The 18,874-nt window shown below is 46.2% G+C and carries 16 protein-coding genes; 10 read left to right on the forward strand and 6 right to left on the reverse strand.

The features are described 5' to 3' along the window. The first annotated feature begins 126 nt into the window (after window positions 1-126). The 3 genes from PN462_RS16460 (at window position 127) to PN462_RS16470 (ending at window position 1,453) form a co-directional block, all read left to right on the forward strand. A complete protein-coding gene (locus PN462_RS16460; protein ID WP_272129907.1) occupies window positions 127-387 on the forward strand; it encodes a hypothetical protein in 261 nt (86 codons plus the stop codon). 139 nt (window positions 388-526) lie between these two features. Continuing rightward, on the forward strand, window positions 527-976 hold the full coding sequence (locus tag PN462_RS16465; RefSeq protein ID WP_443029196.1) for a YbjN domain-containing protein: 450 nt from the start codon (window positions 527-529) through the stop codon (window positions 974-976). 339 nt (window positions 977-1,315) lie between these two features. Next, the gene (locus PN462_RS16470; RefSeq protein WP_272129909.1) at window positions 1,316-1,453 is read left to right on the forward strand and encodes a photosystem II reaction center protein K; all 138 of its coding nucleotides are present in this window, start codon (window positions 1,316-1,318) and stop codon (window positions 1,451-1,453) included. Window positions 1,454-1,524: 71 nt separating this feature from the next. Here the strand turns inward: PN462_RS16470 and PN462_RS16475 are convergent, their stop codons facing one another. Next, window positions 1,525-3,666, reverse strand: coding sequence for a recombinase family protein (locus tag PN462_RS16475; protein WP_272129910.1), 2,142 nt, complete (start codon window positions 3,664-3,666; stop codon window positions 1,525-1,527). A 232-nt stretch (window positions 3,667-3,898) separates the two neighbouring features. Between PN462_RS16475 and PN462_RS16480 the strand changes: the two genes are divergently transcribed. Beyond that, complete coding sequence (locus PN462_RS16480) at window positions 3,899-5,239, forward strand: proton extrusion protein PcxA (protein WP_272129911.1); 1,341 nt, start codon at window positions 3,899-3,901, stop codon at window positions 5,237-5,239. Between the two features lie 112 nt (window positions 5,240-5,351). Here PN462_RS16480 and PN462_RS16485 read toward each other — a convergent pair whose 3' ends face one another. Continuing rightward, window positions 5,352-5,981, reverse strand: coding sequence for an HAD-IA family hydrolase (locus PN462_RS16485; protein WP_272129912.1), 630 nt, complete (start codon window positions 5,979-5,981; stop codon window positions 5,352-5,354). Between the two features lie 22 nt (window positions 5,982-6,003). Then, window positions 6,004-6,963, reverse strand: a complete 960-nt coding sequence (gene queG / locus PN462_RS16490; protein ID WP_272129913.1) for a tRNA epoxyqueuosine(34) reductase QueG — start codon at window positions 6,961-6,963, stop codon at window positions 6,004-6,006. A gap of 155 nt (window positions 6,964-7,118) precedes the next feature. On the opposite strand from queG, the gene PN462_RS16495 reads away from it, so the two are divergent. Then, window positions 7,119-7,610 (forward strand): orange carotenoid protein N-terminal domain-containing protein, encoded by a 492-nt coding sequence (locus tag PN462_RS16495; protein ID WP_272129914.1) that lies wholly within the window; start codon window positions 7,119-7,121, stop codon window positions 7,608-7,610. A gap of 97 nt (window positions 7,611-7,707) precedes the next feature. Beyond that, the gene (locus PN462_RS16500; protein ID WP_272129915.1) at window positions 7,708-8,127 is read left to right on the forward strand and encodes a ketosteroid isomerase family protein; all 420 of its coding nucleotides are present in this window, start codon (window positions 7,708-7,710) and stop codon (window positions 8,125-8,127) included. Here PN462_RS16500 and PN462_RS16505 read toward each other — a convergent pair. Beyond that, entirely contained in the window at window positions 8,124-8,558 is a 435-nt protein-coding gene (locus PN462_RS16505) for a hypothetical protein (protein ID WP_443029197.1), read from the reverse strand. The genes PN462_RS16500 and PN462_RS16505 overlap by 4 nt on opposite strands. A gap of 589 nt (window positions 8,559-9,147) precedes the next feature. On the opposite strand from PN462_RS16505, the gene PN462_RS16510 reads away from it, so the two are divergent. Further along, window positions 9,148-11,160, forward strand: coding sequence for an ATP-binding protein (locus tag PN462_RS16510; RefSeq protein WP_272129917.1), 2,013 nt, complete (start codon window positions 9,148-9,150; stop codon window positions 11,158-11,160). A 147-nt stretch (window positions 11,161-11,307) separates the two neighbouring features. On the opposite strand, the gene PN462_RS16515 is transcribed toward PN462_RS16510, so the two are convergent. Beyond that, entirely contained in the window at window positions 11,308-12,960 is a 1,653-nt protein-coding gene (locus tag PN462_RS16515; protein ID WP_272129918.1) for a hypothetical protein, read from the reverse strand. A gap of 132 nt (window positions 12,961-13,092) precedes the next feature. Here PN462_RS16515 and selD point away from each other — a divergent pair, with 132 nt between their 5' ends. From selD to PN462_RS16530, 3 genes are all read left to right on the forward strand, one after another. Beyond that, window positions 13,093-15,252, forward strand: a complete 2,160-nt coding sequence (gene selD / locus PN462_RS16520; protein ID WP_272129919.1) for a selenide, water dikinase SelD — start codon at window positions 13,093-13,095, stop codon at window positions 15,250-15,252. Between the two features lie 181 nt (window positions 15,253-15,433). After that, a complete protein-coding gene (locus PN462_RS16525; protein WP_272129920.1) occupies window positions 15,434-16,105 on the forward strand; it encodes a HEAT repeat domain-containing protein in 672 nt (223 codons plus the stop codon). 65 nt (window positions 16,106-16,170) lie between these two features. Beyond that, a complete protein-coding gene (locus tag PN462_RS16530) occupies window positions 16,171-16,677 on the forward strand; it encodes a phycobiliprotein lyase (protein ID WP_272129921.1) in 507 nt (168 codons plus the stop codon). 268 nt (window positions 16,678-16,945) lie between these two features. On the opposite strand, the gene PN462_RS16535 is transcribed toward PN462_RS16530, so the two are convergent. Beyond that, a partial coding sequence (locus PN462_RS16535) for a chloride channel protein (protein ID WP_272129922.1) occupies window positions 16,946-18,874 on the reverse strand: 1,929 nt, incomplete at its 5' end.

Raw genomic sequence — 18,874 nt, forward strand, 5'->3', positions numbered from 1 at the left:
AGGGCTTTATATATCGTGGGGCGCACGAAAATTAACGCTTGGGGAGAAACTCCCTCTTGGTTGGTTGGAGAAATCCTGCTAGCTAACGGAGATTCGTTGAACCAAGAATCCACGCTCCTTTAGGGCGTGGAGCGTCAACCAGAGGCCAAAGGAGAATGGCTCGGTGAGCATTTGCAACGGGCCCAACAGGCTTGGGCTTACGCAACTTGTAAACTTGCTAATCTAGGCGATAGTAGCAACAGTTGCGGCGATCCAGATAACGGAGGAGGCGATGATAATGGAGGAGGTGACAATAATGGAGGCACTCCCGTCAATCCCGGCGGACAGGGGGCCATTCCTGGCAACACCAATCGTCAACGCCTAGGACTCTCAGGCCGTCCCTATTAAGAGGTTGGCAGCATCGGGAGCGGAGAATTTAAACTAAAACAGTATCCAGACTAGCAAACAACTCCAACTCCCCCATTTCCTATGGCATACTAAATTTGAACGGCACAGAGAGAGGATTGAGACGATGGTTAACGAAAATATGGATACGTTAGTCACTGAGAATGAAGAATTAGAGGAAGAACAGACCAGTTGTAGTGACTTAATTGAAACGGTCATTGGCAGTCTAGAACAAAATGACAGCGCAATGGTAAACCACAGTGACCAAGGGACATTGTGGAAGTTTCAATACGGGAGTGTTGAGGTTTATGTGCAGTTAACCGGGGAGACAGAGGAAGATTTACTCACGGTTTGGTCTCCCGTGTTGCAACTCCCGGCTAAAAATGAAGGAGAGTTGATGAAGAAACTGATGGAGATGAATTGGTCTGGCACTTTTGAAACCTGTTTTGGGATTTTTAACAATCAGATTGTGGTATCTTCCCAGCGTACCGTGGCCGATCTCTCCGCCCAAGAAATTTCTCGCGCTATTACTCTAGTGGCAACCATTGCCGATGATCACGATGAGGCGTTACAAGCAGAGTTTGGTCAGTAATGGGTAATGGACATTGGTGACAAGTTAAAGTGAGACACCCTATGGTCCAGAGAGATGGGGAAGATGGGGAGTAACAACTGGTTACTGGTAACAGTTTACTCTCGGTGAAACTAAAAATCGCTGAAAATTGGCTAAAAGCCTTACAGTGATTAGTTTCTGACCTTCTTTTTAGGTTAGGTTAACTTTACCCGTTTTCCTTCCTTCTGCCATCTGCCATCTGCCTTCGGATGCTGTTTACTGTTTACTGTTTACTGTTCCCAAAGAACAAAGAACCAAAAACACCGACCATGTTAAAATCTACAACAAATCTTAAAAAAGCTGTATTGGAAGGATAACGCAATGGAAGCTGCTATGCTCTTGGCTAAATTACCAGAAGCCTATCAAATCTTTGATCCCTTAGTGGATGTTCTGCCTTTAATTCCCTTGTTTTTCTTACTGCTGGCCTTTGTGTGGCAAGCAGCGATTGGTTTTAAATAAACCTTGATTGGTCTAATTTGGCTTAAAGAATGAGTCAAGACGGTCTAAAAACGCGCTAATTCCCGGATTCTCTATGATGTGGGGGTTGGCGCGTTTTCCGTTGGGGTGGAGTCGTCGAATATGGGTAATGCACCATGAACTAAGGACAATAACCGTCCGGTTTGTTCGACTCCGTTAACGGCTAAGTCACTGTGACATAAGTATAATCGCTCCTCAACTCGTCCGAGTAAGTCCCGTAAAAGACGTTCGAGGTGTTCTTCGTCTCGTTTGATCTGGTCTTCTGGCATGATGGGAAAGCCGGGCCAGTCTTGCAAAAAGAGTTCATAGGCGAATAGTTTGGCCGCACCGCTTTTTTCCCAAAGGACGGATCCCGCATCAAGCCAAAAATGCCATTTGTGGGAGCGACGGAGGGACCGGTATTGAAAGATGGTGGTTAGGGTGACGGCGTTGGGTTGGGTTGTCCCCCAAGGCCGCACAGGGTAGGCGTTGGCGGTGATTGTGCCTCGGCGGAGGAGTTGGATAAATTGGGCGATGGTGTCAGTTTGGGAACGGGCGGTTTTTTCATTTTGCCGCAACCGTCGATCCACTTGCCAAAAATGTTGGGCGGTTTCCATTAATTCCCGCAAGGCGGATACTTGACTATAGGGTAAGTTACTCCCATTCCATAAAAACCGTTCAATGGCTTGGTTTAACAAGATCATGGGGGTGACAGGTTGTTCTTGTTGTTTGGCTTTGGTTTCTTCTATCCATTGGCGAATCTCCTCATAAACTGCCATGACTTTATACCCTAAGCGGTCCCAACGGGGGTAGCGTTTCCCTGGGAGGAGTTGGGGATGGTCGAGATCAAAATAATAACAGTGATCGGCTAAGAGTCCGGCTCGCACGGGATCAATTCCGGTGCTGTTGTTTTCTTCTGGGGTGGGTTGACTTAATATGACTAACATTTCGGCTATGGCATCCCGTTGTAGTAAGAAGCGTCCTAAGTGGGGATAGAGGAAGCATAAGAGGGTGAGTAAGGCACGGACGAGGGGGGAGCTAATGAGTGGTCGTTGTTCGTTGAGGGGGTCAACGGTGATGCCTCGCTCGGCTAAAATTTCGGTGAGGGTATATCGCGCGATCGCATCTAACCCAGGCGCGATAATGACAATCTCCTCTGGTGCAATTTTCCCCTGATGAACCGCTTTTGCAATGGTGTCCGCCGTTTTCCGTAATAAGGCCGCACGGGAAATTTCCGGCACTAACCGCACCGAGGAGGGAATGGGAGGCAGTGTCACTGCACCCTGTACCAACTCCACCACCGGATTGGCTAATTCTGCCGCTAACCCCCGCACTGGGGTTAACTCCTCCACCACTTCACAAGCATCTGCCACCCTCAACATGGCATCGGGATCAGCATTTAATCCCAAGCGAATTTTGCCATTCGGATTATAGGTAAAAACCCCCGTAATTCCCTCCTGTAACAAGAACTCTAACAAAGACTTCGCCAACCCCGGATAATCGTCGAGATCATCGGCAAAAACCGCCGCATAACGCTGTTTCAAATGGTGTTGGTAGGTGGAGTCATGGAGTAAATACTGCCCGTATAATTCATAAATTAGCCCATAACTGAGCAATCCCCGTTCTAAACACCATTGTCGCCACTGTTGCAGTAACTCTCCCCGGAGTTGGGTGACTTCGGGGTTATACTCCCAACTCTGCTCTACTGCTCCCATTTGCAAGATTTTGGGAATATCTTGGCACGGAATTCCCCCTGCACCTGCTAACTGCATCAAGTCTAGAGTTTGCCGCACAAAACGATATTCTGTAATCTCTCCTTGTAAAAGATTTTCTGCTTCTAACCGAGGCCGCCAAAGTTGTGTGGCAAATTCCTGCTCGGTTTCGGGCCGTAACCGCAGGGGAAATTGTGCTTTGAGGTTCAATTTCTGGAATAAAAGCGGCCAAAACAGCAAGACTTCATCGGAGATAAATCCCAGAGGGGTTTTACTGAGGAGGGGAAACTGGGGTTGAGCTTCTTGCTGGAGTCGGTCGGTGAGTTCTCGACGGTTATCGTCATTGGCGGCAAAAATGAGTAAGGTGGGGGCAATATTTTGCTGAGGAGGAGGAGAGGGTAAGACAAAACGCGGTTGCTCTCGTAACCAACGGCGAAATTCTTCGACTAAACGAGTGGTTTTGCCACTGCGCGTAATCCCTTGTATCCAGATTGAGTTGGTCATTTTTTTTGTTCTTAGTTCTTGGTTCTTGGTTCTCCCGTATTTTCCCCATCTCCCCTTTGTGTCCTTTGTGTCTTTGTGGTTCAATCCCCCAACTATCCACTATCCACTATCCACTATCAACTATCAACTCCCTACTCCACTTCTGAGGCAAATCTGCTAACATACCACATACATTCGGTTCTTTCGTCTCACATTAGATAGACCCTGTTACCCTCTTTGCTGGATAGTTACTATGAAACTGAGCAATATTATCCGCAACTTGAAGCGGTGGTATTATGATACCCCCGATCGCGCTTTGGATATGGCGTATCGGGCCGCTTTGACCATTCGCGCGATCGAAGATGAGTATTTTGACGGGAACAAGGTGTCGCGGGAAACCGGAGACCATAGCCAACAGGTTCTATCGTACTGTGAATCAGAAGTTAATAAGCAAATCACTAACGCAAAGCTCCGTTTAGCGGAGTTTAAATCAACTCAGAGTTGGCTCAATAATCTGGCCCAACCCCGATCTCCCTTTTATGGGAGTGATATGAGCGAGCGATCGGCCATTATTATTGAAAAATTAAACTTTATTGATGAAGTCCTCGCACGCTATCAACCCCCACCCCCGGAGGATCGACGCTCCGTTTCCCTCGTTAAAGTCCCGGAAGGAAATGCTAATTCTGTCACCCGTCCCCCCCAAGATGAAAAAGGGATGACAAAAGGACAAAGTTGGGGGAGTAATGCGGGAAATAATGGCAATAAAGCCAACTTAGAAATTGCCTCTGGAAAAACCGGAGCAGTTCCCCGTTCTATTCTCAATACCTTTAGTCGGATTAAGCGAGAAATCGACCCGCAATCCCGTGAATCGGAAGGGGAAATGATTAATAAATTCCGCCAAGCTCGGAATCGCACGTCTATTTCTATTAAGTTTTTGCTGTTATTGATTATTATACCACTTTTTACTCATCAATTAACGAAAACTTTAATTTTTAAGCCGATTATTCAAGAAAATTTCTTTAATCCCAATAGTGAAATTATTTTTTTAAATCAAAACCTCCAAGAAGAAGCATTCATGGAGTTAGAAAATTATGAGCGCACGTTAGAATTTAGTAGTCTGCTCGGAATGTCTCCAGAACTTTCTCCAGAGGAGAAGGAGGAAAAAGTCGAGGAGAAAGCGAAAGAATTGGCCCATGAATACCGAGAAGAAGGAGCAAATGCAATTTCTAATGTTTTTGCAGACCTTGCTTCTGTGGTTGTGTTTACGTGGATATTGCTTATTAGTCGAGAAGAAATTACTATTCTGAAAAACTTTCTCGATGAATTAGTTTATGGCCTCAGTGACTCTGCGAAAGCATTTCTCATTATTCTCTTTACGGATATGTTTGTGGGTTTCCACTCTCCCCACGGGTGGGAGGTTATCTTAGAAGGGGTGTCTCGACATTTTGGCCTCCCAGAAAGTCGAGATTTCAATTTTCTCTTTATTGCCACGTTTCCGGTTATCCTAGATACGGTTTTAAAATATTGGATTTTCCGCTATTTAAACCGAATTTCTCCGTCTGCGGTGGCCACTTATAAGACGATGAATGAATAAGTTGGGTAATGGGTAATTGATAATGGATAATTAATAATTGATAATTTGCAATTACCAGTTATCCTTGTTAACCAACAACCAAGAACAAACAACAAATATTAATTGCTAATTGTTAATTGATTAACTTTATAAAGTCTTCGACATTGGACACTAGAAAATCGGGGTTGTGTTCGGCTAAAATGTCTTGAGAATTAAATCCCCAAGTTACTGATATTACTCGAATTCCGCTTTTTTTTGCTGCGTCAATGTCTCGCGTTTCATCCCCTACATAAACCGTTACATCGGGGTTAATGTTATATTGCTTAAAGATTTTTTTTAAAAGACGATCTTTCCCAAATAAGGTGTTTCCCGAATGGACAAACTCAAATAAGTCACTCAAGTTGTTTTTTTGTAAAAATATAGTAACATTCTCTTGAATATTTGAGGTTAATATGCCTAGGTGATAGCCAGTTTGATATAACTCTTGAATGGCTTGATCCATCCCGGTTATAGGCAAAACATGGATAATATCTTTGTTTAACTCTTGTTTGGCTTTTTTGAGTAAAAAGGGGATTTTGAATAGGGAAATGTCGGCTTTTTGGACGATTTCTTGGGAACTTAATCCCCGTAATTTGGGGATGTCTTCTTCTTTTACGGGGTCATAGCCAAATTCATCGGAGAGACGGTTGAGAATGTTAATAAAAGGCCGATGGGTATCCGCGATCGTGCCATCAAAATCAAAAATAATCCATTCAATAGCCATAAAGGGGGCAAAATAAAAAGGTCTATGGATTCAGGTTAGCACGGGCATTCCGTCGCCACATTTCGGGCTTAATACGACGTAAGGCGGAGGCGGGGAAGCGTTGATTCCACTCCTCTGGCGTGAGTGCAGCGAGTTCACTTAGTTTTGGGCTAATATTGCCGGGATAGGGGTGAAAGTCTGTTACGTCGGTTTCTTGGGCAAAGCGTTGATTCCAAGGACACACCTCTTGGCAAATATCACATCCGGCTACCCAACCGTCCATGTGGGAGGCGATGTCTTCGGGGATACTGTCTCCGCGATTTTCAATGGTATGGTAGGCAATACAACGATTGGCATCGACGACGAAGGGTTCGGGGATTGCTCCGGTGGGACAGGCTTCTAGGCATCGGGTGCAAGTGCCACAATGCTGAGTGTGGGGTTGATCGGGGGGTAATTTTAGGTTGGTTAAGACTTCTCCTAGAAAGACCCAACTCCCGTATTCTCGTGTAATAACGTTACTATTTTTGGCGATCCAACCGAGGCCGGCCCGTTGGGCCCAGACTTTATCTTGGAGGGGGGCGGTGTCTGCTGCGTATTTGGCCTCAATGCCTTCTCCTTGGGATTCTAGCCAGCGTGTTAAGGCTTTGAGTTTTTTGTGCATGACTTTATGGTAGTCTCTCCCCCATCCGTAACGGGAGATTTTCCCGGTGTCTGGGTTTGGGGAATGCTGGTGGGGGGTGTAGTAATTTAAGGCGACACAGATAATAGATTGCACGTCGGGCCAATAGTCGCGCACGTTGTACCGTTTGGGGTTGGCCATCCAAGCCATATCTGCTTGATATCCCAAGGCTAACCAGCGTTGTAAATGCTCCTCTAGGCTATCCTCTTGCTCGACTGCGGCGATGCCGACTTTGTGAAAGCCGATTTCTCTGGCTTGGGTTTTGATGCGATCGCAAGTAATAACCACGGTGTTCTCAATTTGGCCTTGTCTATGATGACCCAACCCAGCCCTTTTTGTCTGTGATAACGGTCACAAAAAATCCCAAAATACCATATTTTATTGTTTTTACAACGATTTGTAATATTTATTTGCACATTTTTACAAAAGTTTGCATAATGTGAAGTAAGCAAACACTCACCTAAATACCTAAAACGATCATGGCTTACACAACTAACGCAATTTCCACTACCCAATTCGCCAATCCTGTTGCAGATATCACCTCTAGACTTAAATCACTCAGTGCAACGGATCAGTTAGCCTTACTCTGGTTTGCCTACACTCAAATGGGTAAATCCATCACCCCTGCCGCACCTGGGGCCGCTCGGTTACAATTTGCCGAAGGACTGATCAACGGTTTCAAAGAAATGTCCTATGATGAGCAAATGCAAGCCATGCGCGACTTAGCCAACAAAGTCGATAGCCCGGTTTCCCGCGCCTATGGCATCCTTGGCACAAATACTAAACTCGCTTTCTGGTATGTCTTAGCAGAAATGATGGTTGAAGGGACTGTGATTCCTGTACCGACCTATTATCGCATGAGTGAACCTGCGCTGCGTCTTCTCGATGCGATTGGCCGCCTCGAATTCGGACAGCAAATCACAGTATTACGGAATGCTGTTGCAGATATGGGATTTGATCCCCTCGCCTAAGCGGACAAAAACGCTCCAATAACCTAGTGAAGGGCGCACCGTGCTGCGCCCTTCCTCTTAGAAATTCTGAGAAATGTTGATATTCTGTTAGATTATTATGCTTGCCACTGCTGCCAAGAGTCCTACTGTTGTTCCAGGAAAATTTCATCCCCTCGTTGCTCACTACTTTGATTGTCTCAATCAAGGGGATTATCTTGGAGTCAGTCGGCTCTTTTCCCCAGAAGGCCGTCTTTTACCCCCCTTTGAGGAGGAAATTATCGGCCCTAGGGCGATCGCTCGTTATCTTCGCAAAGAAGCCCAAGGCATCCAGTGCATCCCCCACCAAGAAGCCGACGTTCATACCTTGGCCGACGGCAGCAGTCAACGGGAAATCCTGGGGAAAGTTCACACCTCTCTTTTCAGTGTAAACGTTGCTTGGACGTTTACCTGTGCAGACGAGCAAACGCTACAACAAGTCTCAATTAAACTCCTTGCGTCGCCAGAAGAATTACTAAACCTGCAATCTCAGGCTAGTTAAACGTAAGCCGGTTGGCTGAACGATTGCATAATTAGCTCTCGCCCTAATTCTACATCTTGAGGAGCGCACATCCAGTCCGGGTGTGCGGTTCTTAATAGGCTTTCTAAGGTTTCTTTGTCGAATAAGTGCCACACGGGTGCGCCTTGGACTTCCGCTTCAATGGCGTAACAATTGGAACTCACACAATGAATGGTTAACGTGCTGGCGGCCCGTTCAAGCTGCATTTTTTCTTGGGGTTGGAGTCCCCGAAATTCTTTAATTTTGGCAATCCACATCTCAACATCTGCCACAACTAACCCCGGAAGTGTGGTGGTTAGTTCTTGCACACCGTTGATATAAAGCCAATAATTGCGACTGGGATCAATACCTTTGAGCCAGATCGACTCGTCATCCATACCATACCGGGGAGCGAGAACAAAGGAGTCTAACATAACAGCCATGAAATCTTGAATAACAACAGAATACGAACGTGACAGCTTTCTCTAGCATGAGATTCTCTTTACACTATGAAAAATATTTTTTATGAATGGCCATAAACTTAACAAAACTTACCAAAAGTGAAATCTTAATGGGGTTTTATTTACATTGCTTAACACTAGGGATCAGTCCTAACACTAGGGATCAGTCCTAGAGATAAATCTAAAGAAATCATTACAAAACCCCCACCCCTACAAACGTTCAGCCCGATCCACTAGAATAAAATAGGTAGAATTTCTTAGGGTCATCGGCCATGGTGTTTTGCCTTTGCGGGGAAGGAAACGAAACGTCCCTATGGTCGATATTTTGTCCGGTTTCAGGGGGATGCGGCACGATATAGCAGTCTAGAAACAAAAGACTTATCTTTGAACAGACAAATAGGTATTTTTACTCCTCTATTAAAGACGGTCTAAAGGCGGTTTTGGTCTGTAAATCCTGTAACCGAATTTAAGATTAAGCCAAAATTTAAGTAAGATTGCTTATCCTGGGATTGACTCAATCAGGGATTGCTCTCAACTCACTTTTGCCTCGGTGTTATTCTCTGTGTTGAAATCCTCTCGCTATCTCTGGTTTTATTTACTCGCGTTTATACTCCTCGAAGTCTTAGGGGTTGGAGGAGCAACGTACAATTTTGTTAAAGAACGGGAGATTATTCTCTCGACACGGGTTGAGAAACTGGAAAATGCTTACAAAATTACGGTTGACACCTATCGTATTGTGTCCCAAACCCTCTATGAGGAAGTGATCCACCATCCTCAAGTGTTGGAGATTTTGCGACAGGTGCAAGGGGCCAGTCTGGAAGAAAAAGCGGACTTGCGAGAACAGCTTTTGCAGTTACTAAAACCCACCTATGAGAATTTAACCGATCGCAACCTCCGACAACTACATTTTCATCTCCCCGATGGGACAAGTTTTTTGCGCTTCCATCGGCCAGAGAAATTTGGTGATCCTTTATTTGCGGTGCGAGAGTCGGTTCGACAGGCCAATCTTCGCCAAATTCCGGTGTTTGGGTTTGAGGAAGGGCGAATTTTTAACGGGTTTCGCTATGTGTTCCCCATTGTCGCTCCCTCTACCCAAGGGGAAGCAGACTCGGTGGAAGACAACCCGGTTCATTTGGGGAGTGTGGAAACCAGTATTAGTTTTAAGGCCATTCAAGATACTCTCAATCAGTTTTTTCAAGGCCATTTTCAGTTAGTGCTGAATCAGTCGGTGGTGGAGGATAAGGTGTTTCAGTCGGAGGTGAGTAATTATGTGGAGAGTGAATTAAGCGATCGCTTCCTCCGAGAAAAGCGATCGCTTCCCCTTCCCTCCTCTGGGTGTAATATTCCCTGTGACCACTTGGCCACCCTCAAAGACCGACTCAAATCGCGCATCCAAGACCGCTTAACCACCCATAGTTCCTTTGCAGTTCCCTTGCGGGTGGAATCTCAAGGTTATATTGCCACATTTGTCTCTATTCGCAATGTCAGTCAGGACCCGGTGGCCTATTTGGTGTCCTATGAACCCGATTCGACCTTAGCATCCTATCGACGCTCGTTTTATGTGGAAGTGACCTTGTTAACCTTGCTCAATGTGCTGTTTATCGGGTTTTTATATAATGTGCATCGGAGTCAACGCATCTTGCGATCGCAAAAAAACGAACTCAGTCGCATTAACGACGCATTACAAGGCGAAATTAGCGCACGCAGCAAGGCCGAGGAGGATGAACGGCAAAAGTCCCAACAATTGACCGAAACCCTCGATCAACTCAAGGCCACCCAATCCCAGTTAGTCCAAAGTGAGAAAATGTCTGCTTTGGGTCAACTGGTGGCCGGGGTTGCTCATGAAATTAATAATCCCACCAGTTTTATTTATAGTAATGTCACCCCGGCCCAAGACTATGCAGAGTCAATGATCCAAGTGATCACCCTCTATCAGCAAACCTATCCTGATCCCCCCCCAAATTTAGCCGCAGCGTTGGAGGAGTTGGATGTAGAGTTTGTACAGCAGGATTTCCCCCATTTATTAAACTCCATGCAAATGGGAGCAAAGCGCATTCGAGATATTGTCAGTTCGTTACGTTCGTTTGCGCGGTTGGATGAGTCGGAACAAAAAACGGTTGATCTCCATGAAGGGTTAGAGAGTACATTAACGCTCTTTGCTCATCGGTTTCAGGGGATTCAAGTGTTACAAAATTATGGGGATTTACCTCCGGTGGACTGTTATCCAGGTTTGTTAAATCAGGTGTTTGCTAGTTTAATTAGTAATGCGCTTGACGCATTAAAGCATTCTGATCCGGATCGTCCCAAACAAATCCAGATTGCGACGTGGTGTGATCGGTCTAAAAATCGGGTTTATATTTCGATTATGGATAATGGGTCTGGTATTAATCCGGAAGTGCGCGATCGTATTTTTGACCCCTTCTTCACCACCAAACCTGTCGGGAAAGGGACGGGTTTAGGGTTAAGTACCAGTTATTCTATTATCACCCATCTTCACCAAGGCACATTAAACTGTTATTCAACCCCTGGCATTGAGACTGAATTCATTATTTCAATCCCCATTCAACTCCGGTAATTTTGGCTCTACCGAACTTGTTATGTAAAAATGATAATTTAATTTAGTCTTGAGGGAACTCCGGAACAGGGAACAGGGAATAGGGAACGGGGAATAGATTTCATTTTTCTAACTTTTTAAACAGATTCGGTAGAGCCGAATTATTGATTATTCTTCCTCCCCCGTTACAGTCTCTCGTTGTTGTATAATCTTTTCTTGAACCCCTTGGATGACCTCTGCATGGGGGAAAGTCCCTCTTACCGTTTGTTCAAACAGGGTAATATTGTCTGGAGACTCAAAATAATTCAAATCTAGAGATAAAAAGACATAAATATAACTTTCAATGCAATGTTGCTCTAAGACTTCAATATCTTGGGAAACCAGAGAATAGACTAACTGCTTCATCGAAAAAATAGGATGATTCTCCTCATTTAAAAAGCAGCATCCTCGCAACAGTGCATTAAAAATATCTTGCAATTTAGTTTTAGAAAAGGTTTTATCTCCTGAGAGAGTTTTCACTCGTTCAAAAACTAAATTTTTAACTTCAAATAAATTAATTGGTAAAGTGGACGATTGAAAAATATCCACTAACCGGGTTAAAACCTCCTTGCGGTATTCAGGGAGAGGCCGCATTTGTGCCTTGTTTAAAATACTAATTAATTGTTTTTCGGTTTGACTATATTGGGGAGTAACGGATTTTAATTTAGAATTTAAGTCAATGTCCAATGTTTCGGCAATAACTTCTAAAAAGTTATTCTGATTTAAAATACGAATCCCATAAATTTTTGACACATCCATTGCTTGTGCTTCCGGAATATTCAAAATAACCATAAAGGAGTATTTTGGAGCAACATTTAAGGTTTTACGGATTTCTGAATATTTGGCAATATGCGCTTGAAAATCCCCGGTTTTACATTCAATCCATAGGGGAGTATTCTCGACTAGAAAAAATAAATCCAACTCGAAGTCATCCCCATTGGGTAAAATAATCTGGGGATTGACTAAAAATTGATAGTCTTTTTGGGTTTGAGACAGTAAGGTAATGACTTTTAAAAATACAAATCGCTCTAACCATTCCCCCGTAAAAAAATTATTAATTTGTCCGAGACTTTGGGGGGTTGCATAGATCATTCTATTGCGTCGATCATAGCGATAATTTGCCAAAAAGGTGTAATTTTTTAACTTATATCCTAGACTGGTTGAGTCGGAGATTTCTTGCTGACTTTTTGACTTCAGATTAACCCTAAAATTAGTCCCATTGGATAAATTTCGCTTTAATTGCTCATAAAATGTAACCACCGTATTATATTTGTTGCCTAAAATTAACGCAATTTCATTAAAAATTGAATCTTTTGGATCTGCTTTGCGGTAGGTTTTAACTGTAATATTTTGTGCCTCTAACCAATCAATAATTTCTTGGGGAATTTGAGTATCAAAACTGGGAATGAGTCGGGGATTATCGGTTAAATTGGTTAACGGGGGAGCAGTGTCTTGAGAATTGCGATCGCGCGTTTTCTCTCCTTGCACCTGCTCCTTGAGTTGCTGTAATTGCTCCTGAAGGATTTGCCAATTTTCCGCAGATATATCCCCCTGAGACGCTTGTTGTAACTGGACTTCAAGACTCCTAAAATGTTGCGCTAATTGCTGATTTTGTTGTTCAATAATCATACGCACTCGCAAAATTGAAACCCCTGCGGTTGTCCCTGCGGTAACACCCACCAAGACTCCAGTTTTAAAAGACGGTATAATTAAAGAAGTAACAGTGCCAATTCCTAGAGCTAAAACACTACTCCAGATTCCATCAACAAATTTTTTGTGCATTATTTACAGTAATCAAGACAAAAATGGCTTCCATTCATCAACAAAATTGTAATTGATTGCCAAAATACAAACTTAATATAAACCCATGTCACAATCAATTTACAGGTTATGCACAACCCACAGGAGAGAAAGATGACGCAACCGATTGTAACCGATCTTGTCCTACTAGGGGGAGGCCATAGTCACGCGATCGCCCTAAAACAACTCGGCCTCCATCCCCTCCCCGGAGTGCGGATCACCCTCATTAGTGATCCTCCCCATACTCCCTACTCAGGGATGCTTCCCGGCCATATCGCAGGATTCTACACCTACGACGAAACCCACATAGACTTACAACGGTTAACTCGTTTCGCTCAAGCACAGTTTTATTGCGATCGCGTCCTTAATCTAGATTTAACACAAAATCAGGTCATTTGTGCCAACCATCCCCCCATCCCCTTCGACTACCTCTCCCTAGACATTGGTAGCACCCCCGCAACCCAAACCGTCTCCGGAGCAACCCAACACACCATCCCCGCAAAACCCGTCTCCCAATTTTTGCAAGCATGGAATACCTTACTCCAAAACGTGCAAAATAACCCCCAAAAACCCTGGCACATCGCCATAATTGGCGGAGGAGCAGGAGGCGTTGAACTAGCCCTCAATGCCAAAACCCGCCTACAACAACTCCTCCCCCCAGAAAACCTACAAATCTCCCTCTTTCACCGCAACTCCACCCTCCTCAAAGGCCATAACAACTGGGTTAGCTCCTACCTTACCCAACACCTCAAACAACGAGGAATCCAACTACACCTCAACGAAACCGTTAACCAAGTCACCAAAACCCAAATTCATTGTCAATCCGGCTTGACAAAAACCTTCGATTGTGCATTCTGGGTCACACAAGCCTCCGCCCCCCAATGGCTCGCAGAATCCGACCTAACCACCGATAAAAACGGCTTTATCTTAGTAGCAGACACCCTACAATCCGTCTCTCATCCCCACATTTTCGCCGCCGGAGATATCGCCACAATGACAAACCACCCCCGCCCCAAAGCAGGAGTATTCGCCGTTCGCCAAGGCCAACCCCTCTTTAAAAACATCAGCCGCATTGTCACCGGAAAAGACCCAAAACCCTTTAAACCGCAAAAAAAATATTTAGCCCTAATTGGTACAGGCGATCAACGCGCCGTCGCCTCTTGGTGGAAACTGGGAGCAGCTTCTCCCCTCCTATGGCGATGGAAAGATAAAATTGACCGAAACTTTATGGCACAATTCGAGCAACTTTCCCCAACCCCTCACCCTATTCAACCAGAGCCAAAAACTAGCGAAAAAAAACCTAAATCTAACTCCCCCAATTCCCTCTTTTCACAAGTCATCAAAACCATAGACAATCCCCCCTTAGCCGACCCCCTCCCACAGACCGATAATTCCGAAACCACCCCTCAAAATCATCACTACTTACACAACTTCTTAAACGACCCTTATAAATTCGGACAAATTGCCGTTAATGAAAGTTTTAATCCCCTTTGGGCCATCGGTGCAACCCCCCAAACCGTCCTCACCAGTATCATCCTTCCCTACAGCAGTCCTTCCCCCCTAGAAACCCTCCTCCGACAAGTCCTCGTAGGAGTTTGCCACCAACTCCAAGCCACCCATACCACCCTCCTAGGGGGACATAGCACCCAAGGAGAAAACCTCGCATTAAGTGTCCTATGTCATAGTAAAATAGTGGGGGAGCATTCCCTAGAGAAACCGCGACTGCAAGCAGGTCAGAGCCTCATTTTAACCCAAGCCTTGGGGACAGGGACATTATTCACCGCAGACCGTCACGCTCAAGCCAAAGGCCGCTGGGTCCACCAGGCACTCGACTCCCTCCTCCTCCCCCAACAACAGGCCATGCACATTTTACAAGAAGCGGGAGCAACCGCTTGCACCGCGATACAAGAAAAAGGACTGCTCGGCCATTTATTAATGTTACGGGGAGAAACCCCCGTGCAGATCGAATTAATGCTCTCTAACCTGCCAATTTTTGACGGTGCAATAGACACCTTAGCGCAAGGGTTTACCCACCCCCACCAACTCCGCAACCAGCGTTATGGCCAACAAATTGTCAACTGGTCCGACTGCCAAACTACTCCCTCTGCTCCCTTATTATTTGATCCCCAAGTGGCCGGAGGTTTACTGGCCGCTCTCCCCTCTGAGAATGCTGAGTCCTGTCTAATTCGCTTACAAACCGCAGGATATACCCATAGTCGTATTGTGGGTCATCTAAGTCCCCCGGTGTCGGGACAACTGGTGTTTTTGCGGTGAGGGAGATGCCCTTTCTCAAGCACGGAGACGCTACGCGAACGGCTTCGCTACCCCTGACGGGACGCTAACGCGAACAGGGCAAGGGGGAGATTGGGGAGAATCAAGTATTCATTACCCATTAACCATTCCCTTAAAAAAATCGTTACAATTTGTAAAGAAATATAAATTAACCCGAATTACTATGCAACTGACCTTAGATCAAATTTCTACACAACTGGATAGTCAGAGTTCGCGCGATCGCATGATTGCCCTAGCCAACCTGCGGGGAATTCCCGCCTCCGAAGCAGTCCCCCTCATCAAAAAAGTCCTCAACGACGAAGTGCTGCAAATTCGCTCCATGGCCGTCTTTGCCCTCGGTGTGAAAGCCACCGACGAATGTTACCCCATCCTCGTCAAACTCCTCGAAACCGACCCCGATTATGGCATCCGGGCCGATGCAGCAGGAGCATTAGGATACTTAGAAGATAGTCGCGCCCTTGAACCCCTCGTGCGGGCCTTTTATGAAGATACCGAATGGTTAGTGCGCTTTAGTGCCGCCGTCTCCCTCGGAAACTTAAAAGACGAAAGAGCCAAACCTGTCCTCCTAGAAGCCCTCCAGAGTGATGAAGTCGTCATCCAACAAGCGGCCATTGCCGCATTAGGCGAAATTAAAGCCACCGATGCCGTCGAAGACATCCTTAACTTTGCCAACTCCCCCGACTGGCTCGTCCGTCAACGTCTCGCCGAAGCTCTCGGCCACCTCCCCACCCAAAAAAGCCAATCCGCCCTCAACTTCCTCAGCAAAGACAACCACCCCCAAGTCAGCGAAGCCGCCCAAATCTCCCTCAAACGACTAGAGACGACCGAATCGTAATACAATAGGGGATTGGTATTTTCCTCACCAATCCCTAAATATTGAGAATCGGTCATAGTTCATTAATGGATATTCAAACCTTTTTCACCCAAAGCGAAGGCCGCTGGTTTTCCCAACGGACTCGTTACCAAATCACCAACCCTGAAGCCGACAATAGTAAATCTGATATTACCGTAGAATTACTCCCCCCCAACCACGAGCGAGTCACCCAACTCTGTAAACAGTATCGCGTCGATCCCGCCCAAGTGTGGCAAGGCGTTAAAATCAGTTGGGACACCTCCGCCGACTGGAGCAAACCCAAGCAAGTGGGGTCCACAGTGCTAGTTGTCCTCCCAGAAGGAGACCACACCGGAAAACTCCTCCGGGATGGAGCAGGGAAAGGGTTTTATCAGATCAGTGATGATGAATCCGTCACTTTGGTGGTTGATGCAGAGGGGATGTATTCCGAGGAAAGACTCTGGTTTGCCAGTGAAAATCTCCGTTTGCGTACCACATTAGTTAAAAATAGTCAAGGGGTTGTACAAACCGGATTTTATTCAGAAATTCGCCGTCTCCCTCCCAAGGAAGATTGAGCCACCTTGAGTGTCATTGCATACCCCCAAAAGCCAAAATGAGCCTTGGGTTAAAACCTGTTAAACCGGGTTGAGGGAGCAAAGTGTGTTGGTTAAGAGCAAGTCAGAAACCGGGTTTCTATATAACAGTTGATGGATTAATGTACCATGTCCATAAGAAACCCGGTTTCTCGTTAGGGGAAAAAACTGTGAGCAAAAAATACTCTAATCCCTTTCCCTGTTCCCTATTCCCTGTTCCCTATCACACACCAATTTAAACACACAACAGCTAACTATCAACAATTAAAGCACTTCTCACCAAAATCACCGTACACTGTAACCCAGAGGCAATGGCCTCCGGAATATTCCCATTTAACGCCTGTTTTAATAAACTTTCTCGACTCGCTCCAATCATCACCAACTCACTATTTTCTTCCTCCGCTAACCGTAACACCGCCTCAGACACGGAATGAGAGCGAATGGGAATCGCCGTTACTTCCTTAGATAACGTCGTCTTGAGACGATTGGCCGCCTCCTCTAGGGGAGTAATATCAAACGTCTCCTGCTCCGGGGGATACACCTGACAGAGCATCATTTCTGGGGAATTGGCCAATAAATTCAACGCAGGTAACAACCGTAATGCCAGTTTCACATTAGGCCCCCCGGCCATGGGGATGATCCAAGTGGGAGACATCGCCGACGGCAGAGGATAAGCGTGGGGGGGAGTCCCCAATTTCACCAACATCACATCACAACTCGCCTCATGAATCAACCGATCCACCACATCTCCAAAAATGCGTCCGGGGGTTGAGGTGCTGCCTTTCCAGCCCATCAACAATAAATTAATATGCCGTTCATTGATGGTTTCTAATACTGCTAAAGCGGCATCATGGGCGATGCGGATTTGCACATGGAGAGGGATTTCCCAGGCTCGCGCGATCGCGCGAGCCTCCTCAAACAACTGCAAACTCTCCTGTAAATCTGCATCCGCTTGGGCCGGGGACAAATGCTGTGGCACCGTGACAATATGCAAACATTCAATCTCCAACCGTCGCTCCTGAGCAATAGCCGCCGCCATCTGTAACAACGCCTTCACCGTCTCCGGATTAGCCAACGGCACTAACAACCGCCCATTGCCCGTGGCCGGGGCCCGATGCTGATACACCACATAAGACGGCTCAGGTTGCTGCTCACGGGGTAACTGTCTCGCACTCAACCGGTCCGCCGTTGCATGGATCAAATCACTGCGAGTAATAATCCCCACCAACCGCCGCCCTTCCGTCACAGGCAAATGGGAAATCTGATAGCGGTCCATCAAATACAACACATCACTCAACGGCGAATAAGGTTGCACCGTCACCGGGCGCATCGTCATCACCTCCTGCAACGGCAAATCATTAGACGCTCGCCCTAACTCCGCCAAATGTGTCTCCGTCACCAACCCCACCAACTGCCCCTCATCCACCACCGGGAAGCCATGATGCAGGGACCCCGAAAAAAACTGAAAGGTCTCCTCCACCGTCATCCCTGCCTCTAACGTCTCCACCTGTCGCTGCATCACATCCCCGGCCCGTAAATTGGAGAGAAAATCATAACTATTATCCTCATCCCGCAAAGGAATGCCACTGGCCTCCAACAAATGCTGATACAAAGACCCCGTTTTCAACGTCTCCGCCACCCCATAAGCCGTCACCGAGCCAATCATCAACGGTAACACCAAACTAAAATTCCCCGTCAACTCAAACACAATGACAATGGCCGTCACCGGGACTCGGGCTACCGCCGTAAAAAACGCCCCCATCCCCACCAAAGCATAAGGAGTAGTCGAGGCCGCCCCAATTAATAACGTCTTAATCCCCCCCACCCAATACCCCAAGGCCAACCCCAACACCAGAGCCGGAGCAAACACCCCTCCTGGTGCGCCCGTCCCATACACTAATAACGTGAGGGAAAAATGCGCCAAAAACACCAAACTGGTTTGTTGAATGCCCACCTCCTCCGTAATCAAAAAATCTCGCAACCCGGCATTATTGCGAAAAATCGGCGGGGCAAAAGCAATCATTAACCCCGACACCAAACCCACCATCCCCATCCGCCACGCCATCGACCATTTCCAGCGACGATTCAAGGCTAAACTACTCAACACCCCTTGATTAAATAACACCCCCAAACCCCCCGCTAATATCCCCAAAAGGAAATAAAAGGGAATATCCACCGC

Source organism: Spirulina sp. CS-785/01 (genome assembly GCF_028330525.1).
Taxonomy (GTDB): domain Bacteria; phylum Cyanobacteriota; class Cyanobacteriia; order Cyanobacteriales; family Spirulinaceae; genus JAQMSD01.